The sequence below is a fragment of the Streptomyces sp. NRRL S-378 genome, assembly GCF_000720645.1.
In the GTDB taxonomy this organism is placed as follows: domain Bacteria; phylum Actinomycetota; class Actinomycetes; order Streptomycetales; family Streptomycetaceae; genus Streptomyces.
The window spans coordinates 51,398-67,415 of record NZ_JOBX01000014.1; the positions used below are offsets into that span (position 1 = coordinate 51,398).

Consider the following 16,018-nt stretch of genomic DNA (forward strand, 5'->3'; position numbering starts at 1 on the left):
GATCCGTTACGACGACGACGCACCCGACGCCGCCGACGAGCCCTGGACCCGGCCGGAAGGCCTGGTCGCCGCAGCCCTGCAAGGGGCGGTCTTCGCCGTGGTCAAGGCGGCCGTCGACCCGGCAGGAGCAGCCACCGGGCGCATCATCGGTACCTGGCCCGGTTGAGCCGTCCCGGACCGACGACCGGCGCCGACCCCCGAGCCACCGGGGCCGGCGCCGGTCCGTTTCTGCATCCCGGGTACCCATGGGGAAGGTTCAGGTCAGGCTCCAGGACCAGGTGCCGTCCGCGGCGACGAGGCAGGCGAGGACGAGTACGTCGGTCAGCCCCAGGGCGATGGCCAGTTGGGCGCGGCCCGGCCGGGTGGTGCGGCGGTGGAGGGCGAGCGCGCCGAGGACCACGGCGACGGGGCCGAGCACCAGGTTCATCACGAGCAGACCCACCAGGCCCAGGACGAACGCGGTAACGGCCATCGCGTCGGCGTCGCGGGTGGAGGTACGGACCCGGGTGCGGGCACGGACACGGTTGTGGGGTTCGGTGTGCGGGCTCATCGCAGGCCTCCGCGGTCGTGGTGGGGGCGGGTGGCCCGCTGCCGGCCCGACAGTCGTTCACGGGCGGCGAAGAGGCTGAGCCACAGGGCGATGGCGAGACCGGCGGCCGCCGAGACGGGCACCGGCAGGTGGGCCACGGCGCCCAGCAGGACGCCGAGCACCAGTAAGGCGGCTACGAGGAAGAGCATGGGATATCCTTCCAAATGGGTAACAGTTGTTCACTGACTACCCGGTTCAGTTCGGGTCATGCTGGCGGCGCACGAGTGTGACGCGGTTGACTGCGCGTCATGAGTGCTTCCCCCGGGGTCCGTGAGACCCAGCGCCGCCGCACCCGCCGTGTCCTGCTCGACGCGGCCCTGTCGCTACTGGAGGAGCGCAGTCTGGGAAGCCTCGGGCTCCGAGAGGTGACCCGGGCCGCGGGTGTCGCCCCCACCGCCTTCTACCGGCACTTCCGGGACATGGACGAGCTGGGGACGGCGCTGGTCGAGGAGGCGCTGGCCAGTCTGCACGTGACGGTGCGGGACGTCCTCGCCACGACCGGTGACCCCGAGCGGCGCGGAGAGGCCGCGGTGCATCTGGTGGCCGAGCTGGTGCGTTCGCGGCCGGCGCACGTCCGCTTCCTGGTCCGCGAACGCCATGGCGGGGTGGCGGCGGTGCGGGAGGCCATCGCGGGGCAACTGGACGTGTTCGCCGAGGAGATAGAGGCGGTCCTCCGAGCGGATCCCCTCAGTGCGGGGTGGCCCCGGCAGGACGTGACGATGCTGTCGAGACTCCTGGTGGACCACATGTTCATGACGGCCTCGGCGTTCCTCGCCGCCTCGATGCGGGGGGATGACTGGGCGGCCGCCACCCGTACCGCTCTCGGCCAGCTCCGTCTGATCCACCTCGGCCGGGTGCACTGGCCGGGGTGACCCGGGTGGGACGGTCGGCGGAGTACATGGTCCGGCCGTTGCCGGGCAAGTGCGCCTCCAGGACCGTGGGCAGGGGAGGCGGGGGAGTGACCGGGAACGAACTGACACCGCAGGAGACGGCGGCCTGGGACCAGTTGCTGGCCGACCTGAACGGCGGCGGCGCCCCGGCGCAGTCCGACCGGGGCAGATGGCGTGGAGCCCGGCGGCGGCTCGGCATGTCCCTGCTGCTACTGGCCGCCCTCGTCATGCTCCTGGCAGGGAGCTTCGCCGGGTCGGAGTTCCTGGCCTGGAGCGGGGTGATCGCGTGGACCAGTGCCGTCCTGATCGTCTCTCACCACCACGGCCACGGCCCCCGACTGCCCACGGGCCGGTAGGCGTCACGGAGCCGGTCCCGGAGAGGTGGGCGCCGGCCGGGGGCGGCGCCGCGTGCCGTGCGCGAGTGGAGAGGTCGTCCGGGGGTACGTTGCGCCGCATGCGCACCTATGACCTCGTGATCGTCGGGGCCGGATCCGGCAACATCATCGTGGACGAACGCTTCTCGCACCTGGAGGTGGCCCTCGTCGAAGAGGCCGCCTTCGGCGGAACCTGCCTCAACCGCGGGTGCATCCCGAGCAAGATGCTCGTACACGTCGCGGACCTCACCGACGGGATCCGCGACGCCGGCCGGTTCGGCGTGCAGGCGGCGCTGGGCGGGGTCGACTGGCCCGCAGTGCGGGCACGGGTCTTCGGACGTCTGGACCGGGAGGCCGCGGAGGGGGAGCGCGGACGGCGGGAGGCCCCGAATGTCGACGTCCTCAAAGGGCCTGCCCGTTTCACCGGGGACCGGACACTGGTGGTGGGTGACGGCGCGGACGCCGTCACCGTCCGCGGCGAGCAGGTCGTGATCGCCGTCGGCGGCCGCCCGGACGTGCCCGCGCCGGTGCGGGATTCCGGACTGCCGTACGAGACGTCCGACAGCGTCATGCGCCTGGACCGGCCGCCGCGGCACCTCGCGGTACTCGGCGGCGGCTACGTCGCGGCCGAGCTGGCGCACGTCTTCCACGCGGCGGGCAGCCGCATCACGGTCATCGAGCAGGAGGACACCCTCCTCTCCGCTCAGGACGAGACGATCGCCGCCGCCTACACCGCCATCGCCGCCGACCGCTACGACCTGCGGACGGGCACCGCACTGACCCGCGTCGAGGGGGAGCCGGGACGGCTGCGCCTGATCCTGGACGACGGCACGACCGTCGAGGCGGACACGCTGCTCGTGGCCGTGGGGCGCACACCGAACAGCGATCGGATCGACGCCGGCCGGGCGGGGATCCCGCTCCACGACGACGGGCGGGTGGCCGTCGACGCCTTTCAGCGGACCGGCGCCCCGGGGGTGTTCGCCCTCGGCGACGTGTGCACCCCCTTTCCGCTCAAACACGTGGCGAACCGGGAGGCCGAGGTGGTGGCGCACAACCTGCTGCACCCGGGCGACCCGGTCCGCACCTCTCACGAGGCGGTCCCCGCCGCCGTGTTCACCCGCCCCCAGATCGCGCAGGTCGGGCGGACCGAGCAGCAGTGCCGCAAGGAGGGGCTCGACTACGCCGTCAGCGTGCGCCGCTTCGCAGACACCGCCTACGGCTGGGCCCTGGAGGACGGCCCGGGCTTCTGCAAGGTGCTCGCGGACCGCCGCACGGGACTGCTGCTGGGCGCCCACATCCTGGGCCCGCAGGCGGCGAGCCTGATCCAGCCCCTGGTCATCGCCATGAGCTGTGGCATCACGGCCGGCGACCTCGCGCGGACCCCGCTGTGGATCCACCCCGCGCCCACCGAGGTGGTCTCCAACGCTCTTCTCGACCTCCCCCGCACCCCCGGCCACCGATGACCTCGGCCACCGGCGCCCGCTCGCCCGCTCCCTGAGCGGGCTGCCCCCTTCCCGCTGCACGGCACGCTCGGACCGGCACCGTCAGGGCAGGGGTGTTCCGCCGGTCGCGTTGACGATCTCGCCGGTGATGTAAGAGGCCTGGTCCGAGGCGAGGAAGACGAAAGCGGTCGCCATCTCCGCGGGCTGCGCGGGGCGGCCCAGCGGCGACTGCTGGCCGAACGTCGTCGCATCGGGCATCGTCGCCGGGATGAGGGGCGTCCAGACCGGGCCGGGGGCGACCGCGTTGACGCGGATGCCCCGCTCGGCGAGCATCTGCGCCAGGCCGTGGGTGAAGGAGATGATCGCCGACTTGGTCATCGCGTAGTCGAGCAGGTGCGGGCTGGGTTGGTAGCCCTGGACGGAGGCCGTGTTGAGGACCGAGCCCCCGCGCGGCATGTGGGCGAGTGCTGCCTTGGTGAGCCAGAACATTCCGTACAGGTTGGTCTTCATCACCCGGTCGAACTGCGCGGTGGTGATCGCCTCGATCCCGTCGGGCTGCGCCATCTGGTAGGCGGCGTTGTTGACGAGGAGATCGATGCCGCCCAGCTCGGCCACCGCCCGCTCGACGAGAGCCGTGCACTGCTCTTCGTCCCGTATGTCGCAGGCGACGGGCACCGCCGTACGGCCGGCCTCCCGGACCAGGCGCGCCGTCTCCGCGGCCTCCGTCTCCTCCTCGGGGAGGTGGGTGAAGACGACGTCGGCCCCCTCCCGGGCGAAGGCCAGGCAGACGGCCCGACCTATCCCCGAGTCTCCGCCGGTGACGAGCGCCTTGCGGTCCGGCAGCAGGTCGTGGCCGCGGTAGCTGTGCTCGCCGTGATCGGGACGTGGATCCATGGCCTCCGTGGTGCCGGGATGGTCCTGGTCCTGCTCGGGAAACGGCGGGCGCGGGTGCAGACCCACCGGATCGGTGAGACGGGCGCCGGGCTCAGGAGGGGAGGAGGTCATCGGATCACCGTCCCAGGGCTGCTTCGAGCTGCTGCTTGTTCATGTGGGAACGGCCCTCTATCCCCCGCTCGGAGGCCTGATGGCGCAGCTCCTGCACCGTCATGTGCGAAGGGCGCCGCTCACCCGATCCGTCACGGCCGTCGGGGTGCAGGACGACCTTGGTCCAGCCGTCGTCGCGGTTGTCGAAGTGCTCGTAGGCCGCCGGTGCTTCGTCGAGGCCGAGTTCGTGGGACACGAGGAAACCGGGCTCGGCCTTCCCGCCGGCGATGAGGTCGCGCAGGGCTCGGTTGTACCGCTTGACCGGTGCCTGGCCGGTACCGATGTGCTGTCCCTTGAACCACAGCATGCCGAAGTCGATCGGGATCTTGCCCTGGGCTTCCAGCTGCCCTTGGGCCTCGGCCGCTCCCGGGTCCTCGGGGAGGAACACACCGACGACCCCGAGGCTGCCGGTGAACCGCACGGCGTCGATCAGTCCGTTCATGGTCAGGCTCGCGTCCTCCTCGCCCTGCGGGTCATGGGCCTGGTAGCCGACGCACTCGCATCCGTTGTCGGCACCCAGCCCCAAGGTGGCCTCCTTGACGACCTCTCCCGGGTCCTGCTCGGCGGTGTTCACGGCAATGGCGCCGATCTGCTCCGCCAGCCGCAACCGGTCGGGCTGGTGGTCGGCGACCCACACCCGGCCCGCTCCCCTCAGGATCGCCGAGTAGGCGGCCATGAGGCCGACCGGCCCGGCGCCGTAGACGATCGTCTGGTCCCCGGGCTTCACCTGGGCCATCTCCGTGGCGTGGTAGCCGGTGGGGAAGATGTCGGCCAGCATCACGTAATCCAGCTGGCGCTCGGCGGCGTCCTCACCCAGGCGCAGGGCGTTGAAGTCGCCGTACGGAACGCGCAGCAGCTCGGCCTGGCCGCCCTGGTAGGGGCCCATCTCGGCGAAACCGTATGCGGCGCCGGCCATGTCGGCCTTGGGCTGCATGGTCAGGCAGTAGTTCGTCAGGCCCTGCTCGCACTGCTTGCAGAAGCCGCAGGCGATGTTGAACGGCAGGACCACCCAGTCACCCACCTGGACCTTGCTGACGGCGTTGCCCACTTCGACGACCTCGCCGAGGTTCTCGTGGCCCATGGACCGGCCGGTCTCGAAGGATGTCCTGCCTTCGTACATGTGCAGATCGGAACCGCAGATGTTGGTGGTCGTGATCCGGACCAGGATGTCGCAGGGATGCTCGATCCGCGCATCGGGAACGTCCTTGACCGTCACCGTGCGGGGTCCTTCGTACACTGCCGCTTTCATGATCTTTCCTTACCCGGCGGTTCTCCCGTCGTGCCTCGCGGCCGGTCGCCGGTTTTCCGGAGACGGTCGGCGCCTGCCCGGACGAGGCGGCCGGAAACGCCGCCCGTGCGCAGCACCTGCCCGCCCGCTCCGCGCGGGTCGGCGCCGGTGCCCGGAACCTGCCGGGGGCGGGCGCGGCCGGGCGGGCACCTGACGGCGCAGGGGAGGCCGTGGCCCTGCTCGCGCCCGACCGTGCGTTCCGCAGCGGGCGTCTCAGCCGCTCTTGAGGCGGCGGAGGAACTCGTCGCCCAAGCGGCGCTGCAGTTCGGCCAGTTGATCGTCACTCAGGCCCGTGAGATCGCCCGCCGCCCCTCCCGAGCCCTTCGCTGCTTCCTCCTGCTGCTTCTGCTGCTCCCTGCGCTTGAGTTCCTGCTCCTCGGGCGATCCGGGCGCCGCGTACGCGCACCGGATGAGCGCACCGTCGGCGGCCTTGAGGCAGGTGGCCTCGCGTCCGTCGACCGGTCCTCTGCCCTCCACGCGGAAGCGGATGTTCTGCTCGCTGCCGACGGTGGCCGTCCACGTGCTCCCGCCGGTGGGGACGACCTCGAACACCTGATCGTCGTTGTAGCAACAGACGTCCCGGTATTCGGCCTTGATGAGTGCCACGAGCGCTTTCGGCGACGACCAGGCGGGATCGAGGCGGTGGACGGTCATCGGTGCGAGACCGCCGCCCTTGTGCCGGGTGGGCACCGTCGAGACGGCCACCACCGAGCTGGCCTCACCCTGGGGCGTGAGCGGGGTGACGTAGGCACTGCCGGCCCCGCCCACGGACGTGTCGCCGTACCGCAGGGTGAACTCGGACTCGTTCCCCTCGTTGGCGCCGTCCTCGGAGGCGTCCCAGCCGCTGCGCTCGAACCACCAGTCGCTGAAGCCGCCCACCGCCGCCGTTCCCTCGCGCTGGCGGGCGGCGAGGCTCAGCGGGTAGGACGGGCCGGGGACCGCGGTCGTGTCGGTGGTCACCGTCACCTTCCCGGTCCTGCCGTCGTAGAGCGCCACGCCGGCGGGACGTTCCGTCACGACGAAGAGCCCGGTCTGGCGCTTGAGGGGAACGACCACGACCGGCGTGCCGTCGGAGCAGGTCACGTAGGCGTCGTCGGCGTCGAAACGGACCCACCGCTTCACACTCGAGATCTTGCGGCCGAGGTTGTGGGTGAACCAGCCACTGATCCGCGCGTCCGCCTTCTCCAGGTCGAAGGGGCAGCGCACCTGGCTCCGGCCACTGCCGCCCAGCGGGACCTCCTGGACCAGGCCCACCTCGTACCCGGCGAGCCAGCCGCGCCGCTCGACCAGGGTGCCGAAACGGTCGGAGTCGGGCAGGTAGGTGATGTCGGCGATCTCGCCGGTGACGTCGCCGAGGTGCGGAGCGGCCTGCGCCTCGCCGACCACGTACGGGGAGCGGGCGGAGAGGGCGGGGACCGGATCGGTCGCGATCTGCGCCGTGGCCATGTACGCGCGGTCCTGGAGGTACGCCCCGTACACCAGCCAGCCGACGCCCAGAACCACGGCGGAGACGGTGCCCAACCACGCCAGGACGACGGCCGCGTTCCCGGCGCCGGTGTGCCCCGCGCGCCGTCGGAGCCACCGCGCCAGCAGCCCGGCCGCGACACAACACGCCACGGCCAGCAGGGGCAGGGCGAACCAGGCGAGGAGCTTGCGCAGCTCCCAGACCAGGATCGTCGTGTAGTAGGAGGCGTACCACAGCACGACACCCGCCACCAGCAGGGTCAATCCCCAACGCCACGCCCGGCCCATCGGTACCCCCGCCCCCGGCCCGGGCCCCCGCCCGGTGTCGCAGACTCGATTCTGCACCCCCGGGCGGGCCGTGTCACCGGCCCCGGCGCGGCACGATCAGCGGGCTGACCGGGCGCGGCAGGCCCGGCCCCGCGACTACATGGGGTCCATGGTGGCGCTCTCCGGACCCCCGATCTCCTCGCACTTCGCACGCAGGTGCACGGCCTTCTCCATGAGCCGCTCCCGCTCCGCGGGCTCGGCAGCCCGCTGCGCCTGCAGTTCCAGTTGCTCGGCCTTCCGCCGCATCTCGCCGGCCACCCTGTTCCGCTGCTCGTCACCGGTCATGTCTCGCCCTTTCCGTGTGCGTACGGGTCTCTGCGCCGGACGGTGAGGTACCGGCCGGTTCCATCCTCACGCGCCTACCCCCGTCACCGCGGGGCTGACACGGAGCGGAAGCGACGTTCACGACCTCGGGGGCGATGCTGTGAACGAGGGAAGTGCCTGACGAGCCGAGGGGACACTGCGATGAGACGCATCGCGACGATCGGCGTCTACGGATTCACGGCCGGGGCCTTCCTCGACGGGCTCGCGTGCGGGGGAGTGGCTCTGCTGCTCGATCTCCGCCAGCGACGGGGCGTTCGGGGCGCCGCATACTCCTGGGCGAACGCGGCACGGCTGCAGCGTGCCCTCGCCGCGGCGGGCATCGGCTACCGGCACGTGAAGGGGCTGGCGCCCACGACCGAATTGCGTCAGCTGCAGTACCGCGAGGACGACCGCCAGGGCGTGGGCAAGCGCACCCGCATCGCACTCGCGCCGGAATACATCGAACGCTACACCGGGGAGATCCTCGACCCGTTCGACCTCGGCACGCTCGTCACCGAGCTCCCGAGCGGCTCGGTGACCGCGCTGTTCTGCGTCGAGGGGAATCCGCAGGCGTGCCACCGCTCGCTGGTGGCCGAGCGCCTGCACGCCGAGTACGGCCTGCCGGTCACGAACATCCGCCCCGGCCGGTCCGGGGAGGCCCCGTGACACGGCGGCCACCCCGACGGTCGCCGGGTCGGCCGTGACCCGGGGGACGGCCACCCCTGCGTGCAGTGGCGCGGGCTACCCGCGTGCGCCGTAGTCGTGGGGACGGCCGCCGCGCCACTCGATGAGGGCCGATTCGGACAGCGCCTCGGGTTCCTGGGCGCCGGCGCGGCGAAGGAACTCGATCAGGTCGCGGTCGCTGTAGGCGGTGCCGGAGATGCTCGCGTCGATGCGCACGCGGCGACCGCCGCTGGCGGTGGGAGGGTAGACGACCACCGGATGCCTCGTCATGCCCGACCGCCTCTCTGCCGTGTGGGACTCCGGGCAGGTGAGCCCGTCCCTGCCGGGCGTCTGTCCGGCAGGGGGCGGGGTAAACGGGCTGCGCCGCCGTCGTGTAGCCGGTCGGCCGGGGGGCAGGCGCGGTGTACCACAAGCCATCGGCTCCCAGGGACTGGCCATGGATCCACCGTCGTCCGCAGCACATCACCGCGAGCTCGACCTCCACGCGACAGCGGGTGCGGCGGCATGCAGTGCCGGCATTTCGTGGGTGCGCCGGGCTCTGACCGACTGGGACCTGACCGGCCTGACCGGCCACGGCGAAGACGCCGTGCTGGTCGCAGCGGAACTGCTCTCCAACGCCGTCGAACACGCGGGCGGGGTGCGGAGCATGACTCTCGCGCACCATCACGGTGTGCTGCAGATCGCCGTCACGGACCCGAGCCCCGACCGGCCCCGGCTCCGTGAGCACCGGCCGGACTCCGTCGGCGGTCACGGCCTGTTCCTCGTCGACCACCTGGCCCACCATTGGGGAAGCCGTCCCAGCGGTCGCGGCAAGACCGTCTGGGCAGACCTCGACCTGCCGGCCTGACGGCGCTGCGGACCAGGGGATCGCGTACACGTACAGGGGTACCGCTCCTCCCATTCGGCCGACAGCGACGTGGGGCACGGCCCGATGGCGGGTAGGCGCCCTGCATGAACACCAAAGCCCTCGACCCCACGACCGTCGTCCCCGCCCTGAACGCCGCTTCCGGATGGTGGCTGACGGCCCTGGACCGCCTGGAACGGAGCACCCTGGCCGACCCGGCGATCCGCGTCCTCCAGCGGCGGATCCGGTCCCTCCCGCTGGGTGACGTGCGGGACGTGCTGAGGGGACGGCCACTGGGCCATCCCCTCCATCCCGTCCTCGTGCAGGTGCCCATCGGGTGCTGGCTCTCCGCCGCGGTACTGGATGTCGTACCCGGCGAGCGACGTGCGGCCACCACCCTGACGGCCGTCGGCCTCGCGGGGGTGGCCCCGGCCGCCGTCGCCGGCTGGGCGGACTGGGCCGACCTGCCGCCCGAACAGGCCAGGGTGGGCCTCGTCCACGCCGTCGCCAACGCGGCGGCCGTCAGCTGCTACGCGGTCTCCCTGGGGGCGCGTCTCGGCGGCCGCCCCGCGAAGGGCCGGCTGTGGGGGTGGGCCGGTCTGGTGGCGGTGGGCATCACCGGGGCACTCGGCGGCCACGTCGCCTACCGGCAGGCCGTCGGGGCCCACCCCACCTCCTGAGGCCGTGTCCGTACGCAGCGCCGGCCGCCGCGGGGCGGGCGGGGCTTCACGACCGGCCCAGGGGGAGCAGGACGGTACCTCCGGTCAGCGGCCCCAGCGCAGTGCCGGGGTCTGCACCGGCGCGTCCCACAGCCGCAGGAACTCCTCGTCGGCCCGGCAGAGGGTCACCGAGCACCCCGCCATGTCCAGCGAGGTGACGTAGTTGCCCACCAGGCTCCGCGCCACCGGTACCCCGCGGTCCGCGAGCACCTGGGCCACCGCTGCGTGGAATCCGTACAGCTCCAGCAGCGGCGTCGCACCCATCCCGTTCACCAGGGCCAGAACCGGCCCGTCGGCCGGAGCGACGCTCGCCAGGTCGTCCAGTACGGCGCCCACCGCGAACTCCGCGATCTCGTGCGCCGTCATCATCGGGCGGCGCTCGCGGCCGGGCTCGCCGTGGATCCCGATGCCGAGTTCCAGCTCGCCGTCGGGCAGGTCGAAGGTGGGGCTGCCCTTGGCGGGCGTGGTGCAGGCGCTCAGGGCCACGCCGAAGCTGCGGGAGGCCTTGTTCACGCGCTCGGCCACCGCCGCGACCTGCTCCAGCGGAGCGCCTTCCTCGGCGGCGGCCCCGGCGATCTTCTCGACGAAGAGGGTGGCTCCGGTGCCGCGCCGGCCGGCGGTGTACAGGCTGTCGGTGACGGCCACGTCGTCGTCCACCAGCACGCGCTGGACGCGGACGCCGTCCTCCTCGGCGAGTTCGGCGGCCATGTCGAAGTTCAGTACGTCCCCGGTGTAGTTCTTGACGATGAACAGCACCCCCTGGCCGGAGTCCACGGCCTTGGCCGCCCGCAGGACCTGGTCGGGCACGGGAGAGGTGAACACCTCGCCGGGGCAGGCGGCCGACAGCATTCCGGGTCCCACGAAGCCCGCGTGCAACGGCTCGTGCCCGGAACCGCCGCCGGACACCAGGCCGACCCGCCCGCCCTCGCGGGCGCCCTTGCGTACGACGACCCGGGCCTCCACGTCCACCTCGAGGTCCGGATGGGCGGCGGCCAGCCCGCGCAGGGCATCGGCGACCACGGTCTGAGGACTGTTGATCAGCATCTTCACGGCGCATCTCCCAGTGGGCTGAACAGGTGACTCTCCGAGCCGCGTGCATGCAGGTCGCCCGGTGGGGCGGCACGCCGGTCGCGCAGCGCTCACTTCGACGGTAAGGGAGCCCGCCCCGCAACGACAGGCAGGCAGGGCCATGGGCGACCGAGATCGTCCGCACTATCCGAGGCGGCCGACATGCAGAATGACGACGGCACCCGGATCGCGGGTGATGGCGTAGAGCACCCGGTAGCGGCCGACGTGGATCCGGCACAGCCCCGGGCCGTGGACAGCGGCACCCCGCGGGCGCGGCTCGCCGGACAGGAGCCCGACGGCGTACAGCAGCTGTCGAAGGCCGGCCGGGTCGTCGGCGAGGTGCCGGGCCGCCCCGTACACGGCCGCCTCGTCCCACACGATGCCGTAAGCCATCTGCCACCCTCCTGCCGACGAGGCGGGGCCGCACCGGGGTTCCCGTACGCGCACGGGGGCGGCCCACCCGTCGCCTGCCCGTCGCACCGCCGCGTACGCCCGGCTCGCGGACAGGCCCGGCCAGGACCTTCCGGTCGTCGGCACGAGGACCGCGTCCACCGGCGCGCGTCCGTGCCGGCCGTCAACCCGCATCGGCCGCATCGTCGTGGGGGCCGGTGCTGGCGCACGGGGTCAGCACCGCCACGAACCGCAGAGGTGCACGGCGGCTTTCCGCGGAGCTGCGAACGGGATGCACCCGCCGGATACAACGGGCGGGGGGCGTGGCATGCTCGACCTATGGAGGGCGACTCCGTGCTACCCGCTGCCGGCAGCGGTGCGAGCCCCGAGATGCTGGCTCTGGCCAGGGTCGTGTCCAGGCTGCGTGCCGAGGTCGTGGACCTCGAGGCCCTGGCCTCGATGACGGCTGTCCTGGAGCGCGCCAAGGGCATTCTGATGGCCCGGGCGGACGTGACGCCGGAGGCCGCCTACGAACTGTTGCTCGATCGCGCTGCGCGGCACCGGCGGTCCCTGCTGGAGGAGTGCTGGATCACCCAGGGGCAGGCAGGTGCGGAGCCGGCGGAGCCGCGGCCCCAGGCCGGGATCCGGACCGTTCCGGCCGCCGTGCGTGTGCCCGGGCACACGCCCTTCGACACCAGCCGCTACGTCCTCGCCGACGACGGCCGACCCGTCGACCACCGGGCGCTCCTCGCCCGGCTGGCCGAAGGCCTGGCGGCCCCCAGCACCCGTACCGCCGACGAGATCGCCGGCCTGTTGCAGACCGTGCTGGGCGACCCGGAGGACGTGGCCGCCGTGATGATCTACACCGTGGCCACGGCCGGCAGCCTGGAGCTGACCGGGCACGCGGGCGTGGACGACGCCACGGCCGAGCAGTGGAGCCACATCCCCCCGCTCAGCGGTGTCGCGGCACTGGAGGCCATCGAGTCCGAGCAGGCGGTGTGGCTCGAAGACCTGGCGCGGGACTCGGCCCGGTATCTGCTGATCGGCGAGCCGCCCGAGCGGTGGCCCTCCCGCGCCTGGCTTCCCGTACCCGCAACCCGGCCGGTCACGGCGGTCATCGGATTCTTCCGCACCCGCCCGGGACCCTTCGACGCCCGGACCCGGACCCTCCTCCGGCGGGCCGTCAGGCTGTGCGGAGGCCGTCTGCGCGAGGGCCGGGGACCCGACGGGACCGATCCCCTCGGGCAGGACGTCGGCGCCGTCCAGGCGATGTTCGACGCACTGCCCGGGCCGGCGGTCCTGCTGACCCCCCTCCGTTCCCCGACGGGGCAGGTGGAGGACTACCGGATCGACGCGGCGGCGCCGGAGGCGCTGGACGTGGCCGGGCGGCGCGGCAGGGCGCTGATCGGCCGGAAGATCCTCGAGACGTACCCGACGGTCGCGGGTAGCGATGTGTGGGAGGGATACCTCGACACGCTGATGACGGGGACGGTCTACGAGGGGGAGCCCTTCACCTACGAGGAGGTGGCCGCCGGAGTTCCGCAGCAGTCCGTCTACTCGGTCCGGGCTTCGAGGCTGGGGGGCCGCCTGATCGTGACGTGGATCCGCCACGACACCAGCGATCGCGAGGCCCGCAGGCTGGACGACATGCAGCGGCTGGGCAACCTCGGCTGGGCCGCCTGGAACCTCACGACGGACACCATCACCTGGTCCGACCAGGTCTACACGGTCTTCGACCGTGACCCGGCCCTGGGACCCATGCGGCTGGAGGAACTGCCCGACCACCTGCTGGCGGACGACCTGCCGGAACTGGGCGCGGCCGTCCAGCGGCTGCTGGGCGAGGGTGGTGCGATCGACCAGCCCTTCCGCATCACCACCGCCCACGGAGTACGGCACCTGCGGATCGTCGCCGAGGCGCAGCGGGACGCGGACGGCAGCCCGGTCGAAGTACACGGGTTCTTCCAGGACCTGACGGCGCAGCGGGGCGCCGAAACGGCCCTGCAGGAGAGCGAACGAGCCAACCTCGTCCAGCGCGGCATGCTCAAGGCCGAGCGTGCGCTGGCTGCCAGGCTCCAGGACACCCTCCTGCCGATCGCCGAACAGTCGCTCGAACTGGCAGGCCTGCGGGTCGAGGTGGCCTACGTGCCGGCCGAAAGCGGCCTGAACGTCGGGGGCGACTGGTATTCCGCGATCGAACTCCCGGACAGGAGTGCGCTGTTCGTGGTCGGAGACGTCGCCGGGCACGGGCTGTCGGCGGTGGGCACGATGGCCCAGCTGCGGTTCACCGCGAAGGGGATGGCCATCACGGGCTCACCCCTCCCGGACGTCCTCGGCCGTCTCAACAATCTCCTGCTCCACACGGCCGTGGACGACAACGGTGCCACCGCCACCATGGTCATGGGGTGCTACCGGCCCTGGGACCGCCGGCTGACCTGGGTGCGGGCGGGCCACCTTCCGCCGCTGCTGATCCGGGACGGTGCGGCGACCTACCTGTCGCAGCCCCGCGGCAGTCTCCTCGGAGCCGCGCTGGACTCGACGTACGGGCAGGAAGTGACCGAGCTGCGGCCCGGGGACCATCTGCTCTTCTACACCGACGGTCTGGTGGAGGATCCCCGGGAGGACATATGGGCCGGGCTCGACCGGCTCTCCGACACGGCTCTGAGACTCGTGCAGGAGGGCCGGACGGGCACGCTCGCCAAGACGCTTGCGGCGCGGCGTCCGGGGAACCGCGACGACATCTGCGTCCTGGAGATCCACGTACCCGGCCGGTCCTGATCCCGGCCCGGGGTCACGCGCGGGCGGGCCGTTCGGCGGGCGGGGTGTCCGAGGTGGCCGAGGCGTTCGGGTGCCATTCGGCCAGCAGGATGGTGGCGTCGTCGCGCAGTCGGTGTTCCTGGTGGGCGAGGAGGTTCTGGACGAGCCGGCGCAGGGCCTCCGGTGCGTTCTGTCCGGACGCCAGGGAGCGGATCACGGTGTCGGTCAGCCGGTCCTCGCCGTAGAGGTCGCCGTCGGGGGAGCGGGCTTCGGTCACCCCGTCGCTGTGGATCAGGACGCGGTCGCCGGGCTGGAGGCGGACGTGGTGCCGGGTGGGAGGCTTCTGCTCGTGGAACCCGAGGCCGAGGGGGAGTTCGGCGTCCCGTTCGAGGGCCCGGGGGAGGACATGGCCGTCGCGGATGAGCAGCGGTGGCGGGTGGCCGCAGTTGGTCCAGCAGAAGTCGCCGTTGTGGGTGTCGAGTTCGGCGACGACCCCGGTCATGAGCCGGTCGGGGACCCACCGGGCCAGAGTGCGGTCGATGGTGGTCGCGATGTCGGGGAGGGAGCCGCCGGAACGGCGCGTGAAGCGGCAGGCCGCGATGGCCGCTGCGCTCGCGCCCCCGGACGCCAGGTCGTGACCCATCGCGTCGAGCATCGTCACGTGCAGGATGCCGTCGATGAAGGTGTGGTCGAAGGCGTCGCCGCCGATGTCGTAGGCCGGTTCCAGCATCGCCGCGGAAGTGGCCTCGGTGGTGCCGATGGTCCGCGGTGGCAGGAACGCCCACAGCAGTTCGGCCTGGAGGCTCATCGGGCGTGTCCGCTGATGGCGGACGAGGAGGTCGTTGTGGGAGGACTGGGACACCACCAGCAGCGTCGCCAGGCTCGCAAGCGCCCGGCCCGCCTCCATCCGGTCGGCGGCCGGGCCGGACACGGAGGCCTGCATGACGCCCACCCGTTCGATGCCGTCGACCATCGGGAACCAGGCGGTGCTCCGGTCCCTGCTCAGCTGGACCCGCTGGGTGCGGTAGGCCAGTCCGGCCAGGGAACCGTCGATGTCGAGAGCGGTCGGGGCGGGCGGGCCGAGCCCCCCGGGCTGGGGAAGGGGGACGAGCCGGCTCTGCTGGATGTCGGCGAGGAACATCCGGGTGGATCCGATCCCGATACGACCGGCGGCCTCGTCGATCAGTCCGGCCAGGTCCAGAGCCGACGCCTCGTGGGAGCGATCGAGAACCCAGGCCAGCACCGTACCGAGACCCTCGCCGCCTCCCTCGCTCACCAGGGACGCCCTTTCCCATCGCAGTCCATCGGATGCTTCTCCTCGAGACGGGAACCCATGGGGCCATCTTGACCAAGGAGTCCCCCGCGACCCGGTCGACACGACGCCGACGGGCCCGGCCGGTCCGGTCCGGGGGATGGCCGACGGCTGCCGCGCGTACGCGCGTACTGCGACGCCGGTGGCCTCCTGCGCCGCGGCCTTCAGGGTCGGGTGGCACGGTGCCAGCGTTCTGCCTCGCGGATACGGTGCTTGATCACCTGCAGGTCGATCAGTGCGAGGACCGCCAGGGCGAAGCAGACCGCGGCGAGGACGACGTACACGGTGCGGGGCGGAGCGGCCCCGGCGGTGGTCTGCGAAGCGAGGTACGCCAGGAGGGCGCTGCCGGCGGCGAACACGGGGATCGCCCACAGGGACAGCACGCGACGCAGGCGCAGGTCGCTGCGGGCCCACTGGGCTTCCGAACCGTCGTGCCGCCACCGCGTGGCCGCCTGCCGTGCGTGCCGGTCGGCGGCGCGCAGGCCGACGTGTCTGCGTGCGGAGAAGCCCATGGCCTCACCTCATT

General features: G+C 72.4%; 18 protein-coding genes and 1 pseudogene. 8 read left to right on the forward strand and 11 right to left on the reverse strand.

From position 1 onward, the window contains the following. Positions 1–10 precede the first annotated feature (10 nt). Positions 11–166, forward strand: a pseudogene (locus IH80_RS43685) (DUF4235 domain-containing protein); the annotation flags it as partial. A 90-nt stretch (positions 167–256) separates the two neighbouring features. Here the strand turns inward: IH80_RS43685 and IH80_RS0112990 are convergent. Together IH80_RS0112990 and IH80_RS0112995 are read right to left on the reverse strand one after the other, a co-directional pair. Beyond that, complete coding sequence (locus IH80_RS0112990; protein WP_030960254.1) at positions 257–550, reverse strand: hypothetical protein; 294 nt, start codon at positions 548–550, stop codon at positions 257–259. Next, positions 547–738, reverse strand: a complete 192-nt coding sequence (locus tag IH80_RS0112995; protein ID WP_030960255.1) for a hypothetical protein — start codon at positions 736–738, stop codon at positions 547–549. Before IH80_RS0112995 ends, IH80_RS0112990 begins: the two co-directional genes overlap by 4 nt. Positions 739–837: 99 nt before the next feature. Here IH80_RS0112995 and IH80_RS0113000 point away from each other — a divergent pair, with 99 nt between their 5' ends. The 3 genes from IH80_RS0113000 to IH80_RS0113010 all read left to right on the forward strand — a co-directional run bounded on the left by IH80_RS0113000 (position 838) and on the right by IH80_RS0113010 (position 3,316). Next, positions 838–1,461 carry a TetR family transcriptional regulator gene (locus tag IH80_RS0113000; protein ID WP_030960256.1) on the forward strand — a complete coding sequence of 208 codons (624 nt, stop codon included), beginning with the start codon at positions 838–840 and terminating at the stop codon, positions 1,459–1,461. An 86-nt stretch (positions 1,462–1,547) separates the two neighbouring features. Beyond that, positions 1,548–1,835: a hypothetical protein gene (locus IH80_RS0113005; protein ID WP_030960257.1), complete on the forward strand. Its 288-nt coding sequence runs from the start codon at positions 1,548–1,550 to the stop codon at positions 1,833–1,835. 98 nt (positions 1,836–1,933) lie between these two features. Further along, entirely contained in the window at positions 1,934–3,316 is a 1,383-nt protein-coding gene (locus IH80_RS0113010; protein ID WP_030960259.1) for a mycothione reductase, read from the forward strand. 81 nt (positions 3,317–3,397) lie between these two features. On the opposite strand, the gene IH80_RS0113015 is transcribed toward IH80_RS0113010, so the two are convergent. The 4 genes from IH80_RS0113015 to IH80_RS0113030 form a co-directional block, all read right to left on the reverse strand. Continuing rightward, positions 3,398–4,300: a glucose 1-dehydrogenase gene (locus IH80_RS0113015; RefSeq protein ID WP_030960261.1), complete on the reverse strand. Its 903-nt coding sequence runs from the start codon at positions 4,298–4,300 to the stop codon at positions 3,398–3,400. Positions 4,301–4,304: 4 nt separating this feature from the next. After that, complete coding sequence (locus IH80_RS0113020; protein ID WP_030960263.1) at positions 4,305–5,588, reverse strand: alcohol dehydrogenase catalytic domain-containing protein; 1,284 nt, start codon at positions 5,586–5,588, stop codon at positions 4,305–4,307. Between the two features lie 252 nt (positions 5,589–5,840). Continuing rightward, positions 5,841–7,355 (reverse strand): hypothetical protein, encoded by a 1,515-nt coding sequence (locus IH80_RS0113025; protein WP_234432218.1) that lies wholly within the window; start codon positions 7,353–7,355, stop codon positions 5,841–5,843. Positions 7,356–7,514: 159 nt separating this feature from the next. Then, entirely contained in the window at positions 7,515–7,703 is a 189-nt protein-coding gene (locus tag IH80_RS0113030; RefSeq protein ID WP_030960266.1) for a DUF6381 family protein, read from the reverse strand. Between the two features lie 180 nt (positions 7,704–7,883). Here IH80_RS0113030 and IH80_RS0113035 point away from each other — a divergent pair, with 180 nt between their 5' ends. Next, positions 7,884–8,387 carry a DUF488 domain-containing protein gene (locus IH80_RS0113035; protein WP_030960267.1) on the forward strand — a complete coding sequence of 168 codons (504 nt, stop codon included), beginning with the start codon at positions 7,884–7,886 and terminating at the stop codon, positions 8,385–8,387. Between the two features lie 75 nt (positions 8,388–8,462). Here IH80_RS0113035 and IH80_RS0113040 read toward each other — a convergent pair whose 3' ends face one another. After that, the gene (locus tag IH80_RS0113040) at positions 8,463–8,675 is read right to left on the reverse strand and encodes a hypothetical protein (protein ID WP_030960268.1); all 213 of its coding nucleotides are present in this window, start codon (positions 8,673–8,675) and stop codon (positions 8,463–8,465) included. A gap of 256 nt (positions 8,676–8,931) precedes the next feature. Here IH80_RS0113040 and IH80_RS0113045 point away from each other — a divergent pair, with 256 nt between their 5' ends. Next, a complete protein-coding gene (locus IH80_RS0113045; protein WP_051809201.1) occupies positions 8,932–9,252 on the forward strand; it encodes an ATP-binding protein in 321 nt (106 codons plus the stop codon). Positions 9,253–9,356: 104 nt separating this feature from the next. Further along, positions 9,357–9,929 carry a DUF2231 domain-containing protein gene (locus IH80_RS0113050; protein WP_051809203.1) on the forward strand — a complete coding sequence of 191 codons (573 nt, stop codon included), beginning with the start codon at positions 9,357–9,359 and terminating at the stop codon, positions 9,927–9,929. Positions 9,930–10,013: 84 nt separating this feature from the next. Here the strand turns inward: IH80_RS0113050 and dhaK are convergent, their stop codons facing one another. Together dhaK and IH80_RS0113060 are read right to left on the reverse strand one after the other, a co-directional pair. Next, entirely contained in the window at positions 10,014–11,018 is a 1,005-nt protein-coding gene (gene dhaK, locus IH80_RS0113055; protein WP_030960274.1) for a dihydroxyacetone kinase subunit DhaK, read from the reverse strand. A 162-nt stretch (positions 11,019–11,180) separates the two neighbouring features. After that, a complete protein-coding gene (locus IH80_RS0113060; protein ID WP_030960276.1) occupies positions 11,181–11,429 on the reverse strand; it encodes a type II toxin-antitoxin system RelE family toxin in 249 nt (82 codons plus the stop codon). Between the two features lie 336 nt (positions 11,430–11,765). On the opposite strand from IH80_RS0113060, the gene IH80_RS0113065 reads away from it, so the two are divergent. After that, on the forward strand, positions 11,766–14,201 hold the full coding sequence (locus IH80_RS0113065; RefSeq protein WP_051809205.1) for a SpoIIE family protein phosphatase: 2,436 nt from the start codon (positions 11,766–11,768) through the stop codon (positions 14,199–14,201). 13 nt (positions 14,202–14,214) lie between these two features. Here the strand turns inward: IH80_RS0113065 and IH80_RS0113070 are convergent, their stop codons facing one another. Both IH80_RS0113070 and IH80_RS40780 read right to left on the reverse strand, forming a co-directional pair. Further along, on the reverse strand, positions 14,215–15,456 hold the full coding sequence (locus tag IH80_RS0113070) for a PP2C family protein-serine/threonine phosphatase (RefSeq protein WP_051809207.1): 1,242 nt from the start codon (positions 15,454–15,456) through the stop codon (positions 14,215–14,217). A gap of 200 nt (positions 15,457–15,656) precedes the next feature. Further along, a complete protein-coding gene (locus IH80_RS40780; protein ID WP_107056806.1) occupies positions 15,657–16,004 on the reverse strand; it encodes a DUF6343 family protein in 348 nt (115 codons plus the stop codon). Between the last annotated feature and the right edge of the window lie 14 nt (positions 16,005–16,018).

Excerpts from the sequence above, each read along its gene's own strand:
- IH80_RS0113065 (WP_051809205.1), top strand. The coding sequence starts at position 11,766 with ATGGAGGGCGACTCCGTGCTACCCGCTGCCGGCAGCGGTGCGAGCCCC.
- IH80_RS0112995 (WP_030960255.1), bottom strand. The coding sequence starts at position 738 with ATGCTCTTCCTCGTAGCCGCCTTACTGGTGCTCGGCGTCCTGCTGGGC.
- IH80_RS0113035 (WP_030960267.1), top strand. The coding sequence starts at position 7,884 with ATGAGACGCATCGCGACGATCGGCGTCTACGGATTCACGGCCGGGGCC.
- IH80_RS0113015 (WP_030960261.1), bottom strand. The coding sequence starts at position 4,300 with ATGACCTCCTCCCCTCCTGAGCCCGGCGCCCGTCTCACCGATCCGGTG.
- IH80_RS0112990 (WP_030960254.1), bottom strand. The coding sequence starts at position 550 with ATGAGCCCGCACACCGAACCCCACAACCGTGTCCGTGCCCGCACCCGG.
- IH80_RS0113020 (WP_030960263.1), bottom strand. The coding sequence starts at position 5,588 with ATGAAAGCGGCAGTGTACGAAGGACCCCGCACGGTGACGGTCAAGGAC.
- IH80_RS0113010 (WP_030960259.1), top strand. The coding sequence starts at position 1,934 with ATGCGCACCTATGACCTCGTGATCGTCGGGGCCGGATCCGGCAACATC.
- IH80_RS0113000 (WP_030960256.1), top strand. The coding sequence starts at position 838 with ATGAGTGCTTCCCCCGGGGTCCGTGAGACCCAGCGCCGCCGCACCCGC.
- IH80_RS0113060 (WP_030960276.1), bottom strand. The coding sequence starts at position 11,429 with ATGGCTTACGGCATCGTGTGGGACGAGGCGGCCGTGTACGGGGCGGCC.
- IH80_RS0113050 (WP_051809203.1), top strand. The coding sequence starts at position 9,357 with ATGAACACCAAAGCCCTCGACCCCACGACCGTCGTCCCCGCCCTGAAC.
- IH80_RS0113030 (WP_030960266.1), bottom strand. The coding sequence starts at position 7,703 with ATGACCGGTGACGAGCAGCGGAACAGGGTGGCCGGCGAGATGCGGCGG.
- IH80_RS0113040 (WP_030960268.1), bottom strand. The coding sequence starts at position 8,675 with ATGACGAGGCATCCGGTGGTCGTCTACCCTCCCACCGCCAGCGGCGGT.
- IH80_RS40780 (WP_107056806.1), bottom strand. The coding sequence starts at position 16,004 with ATGGGCTTCTCCGCACGCAGACACGTCGGCCTGCGCGCCGCCGACCGG.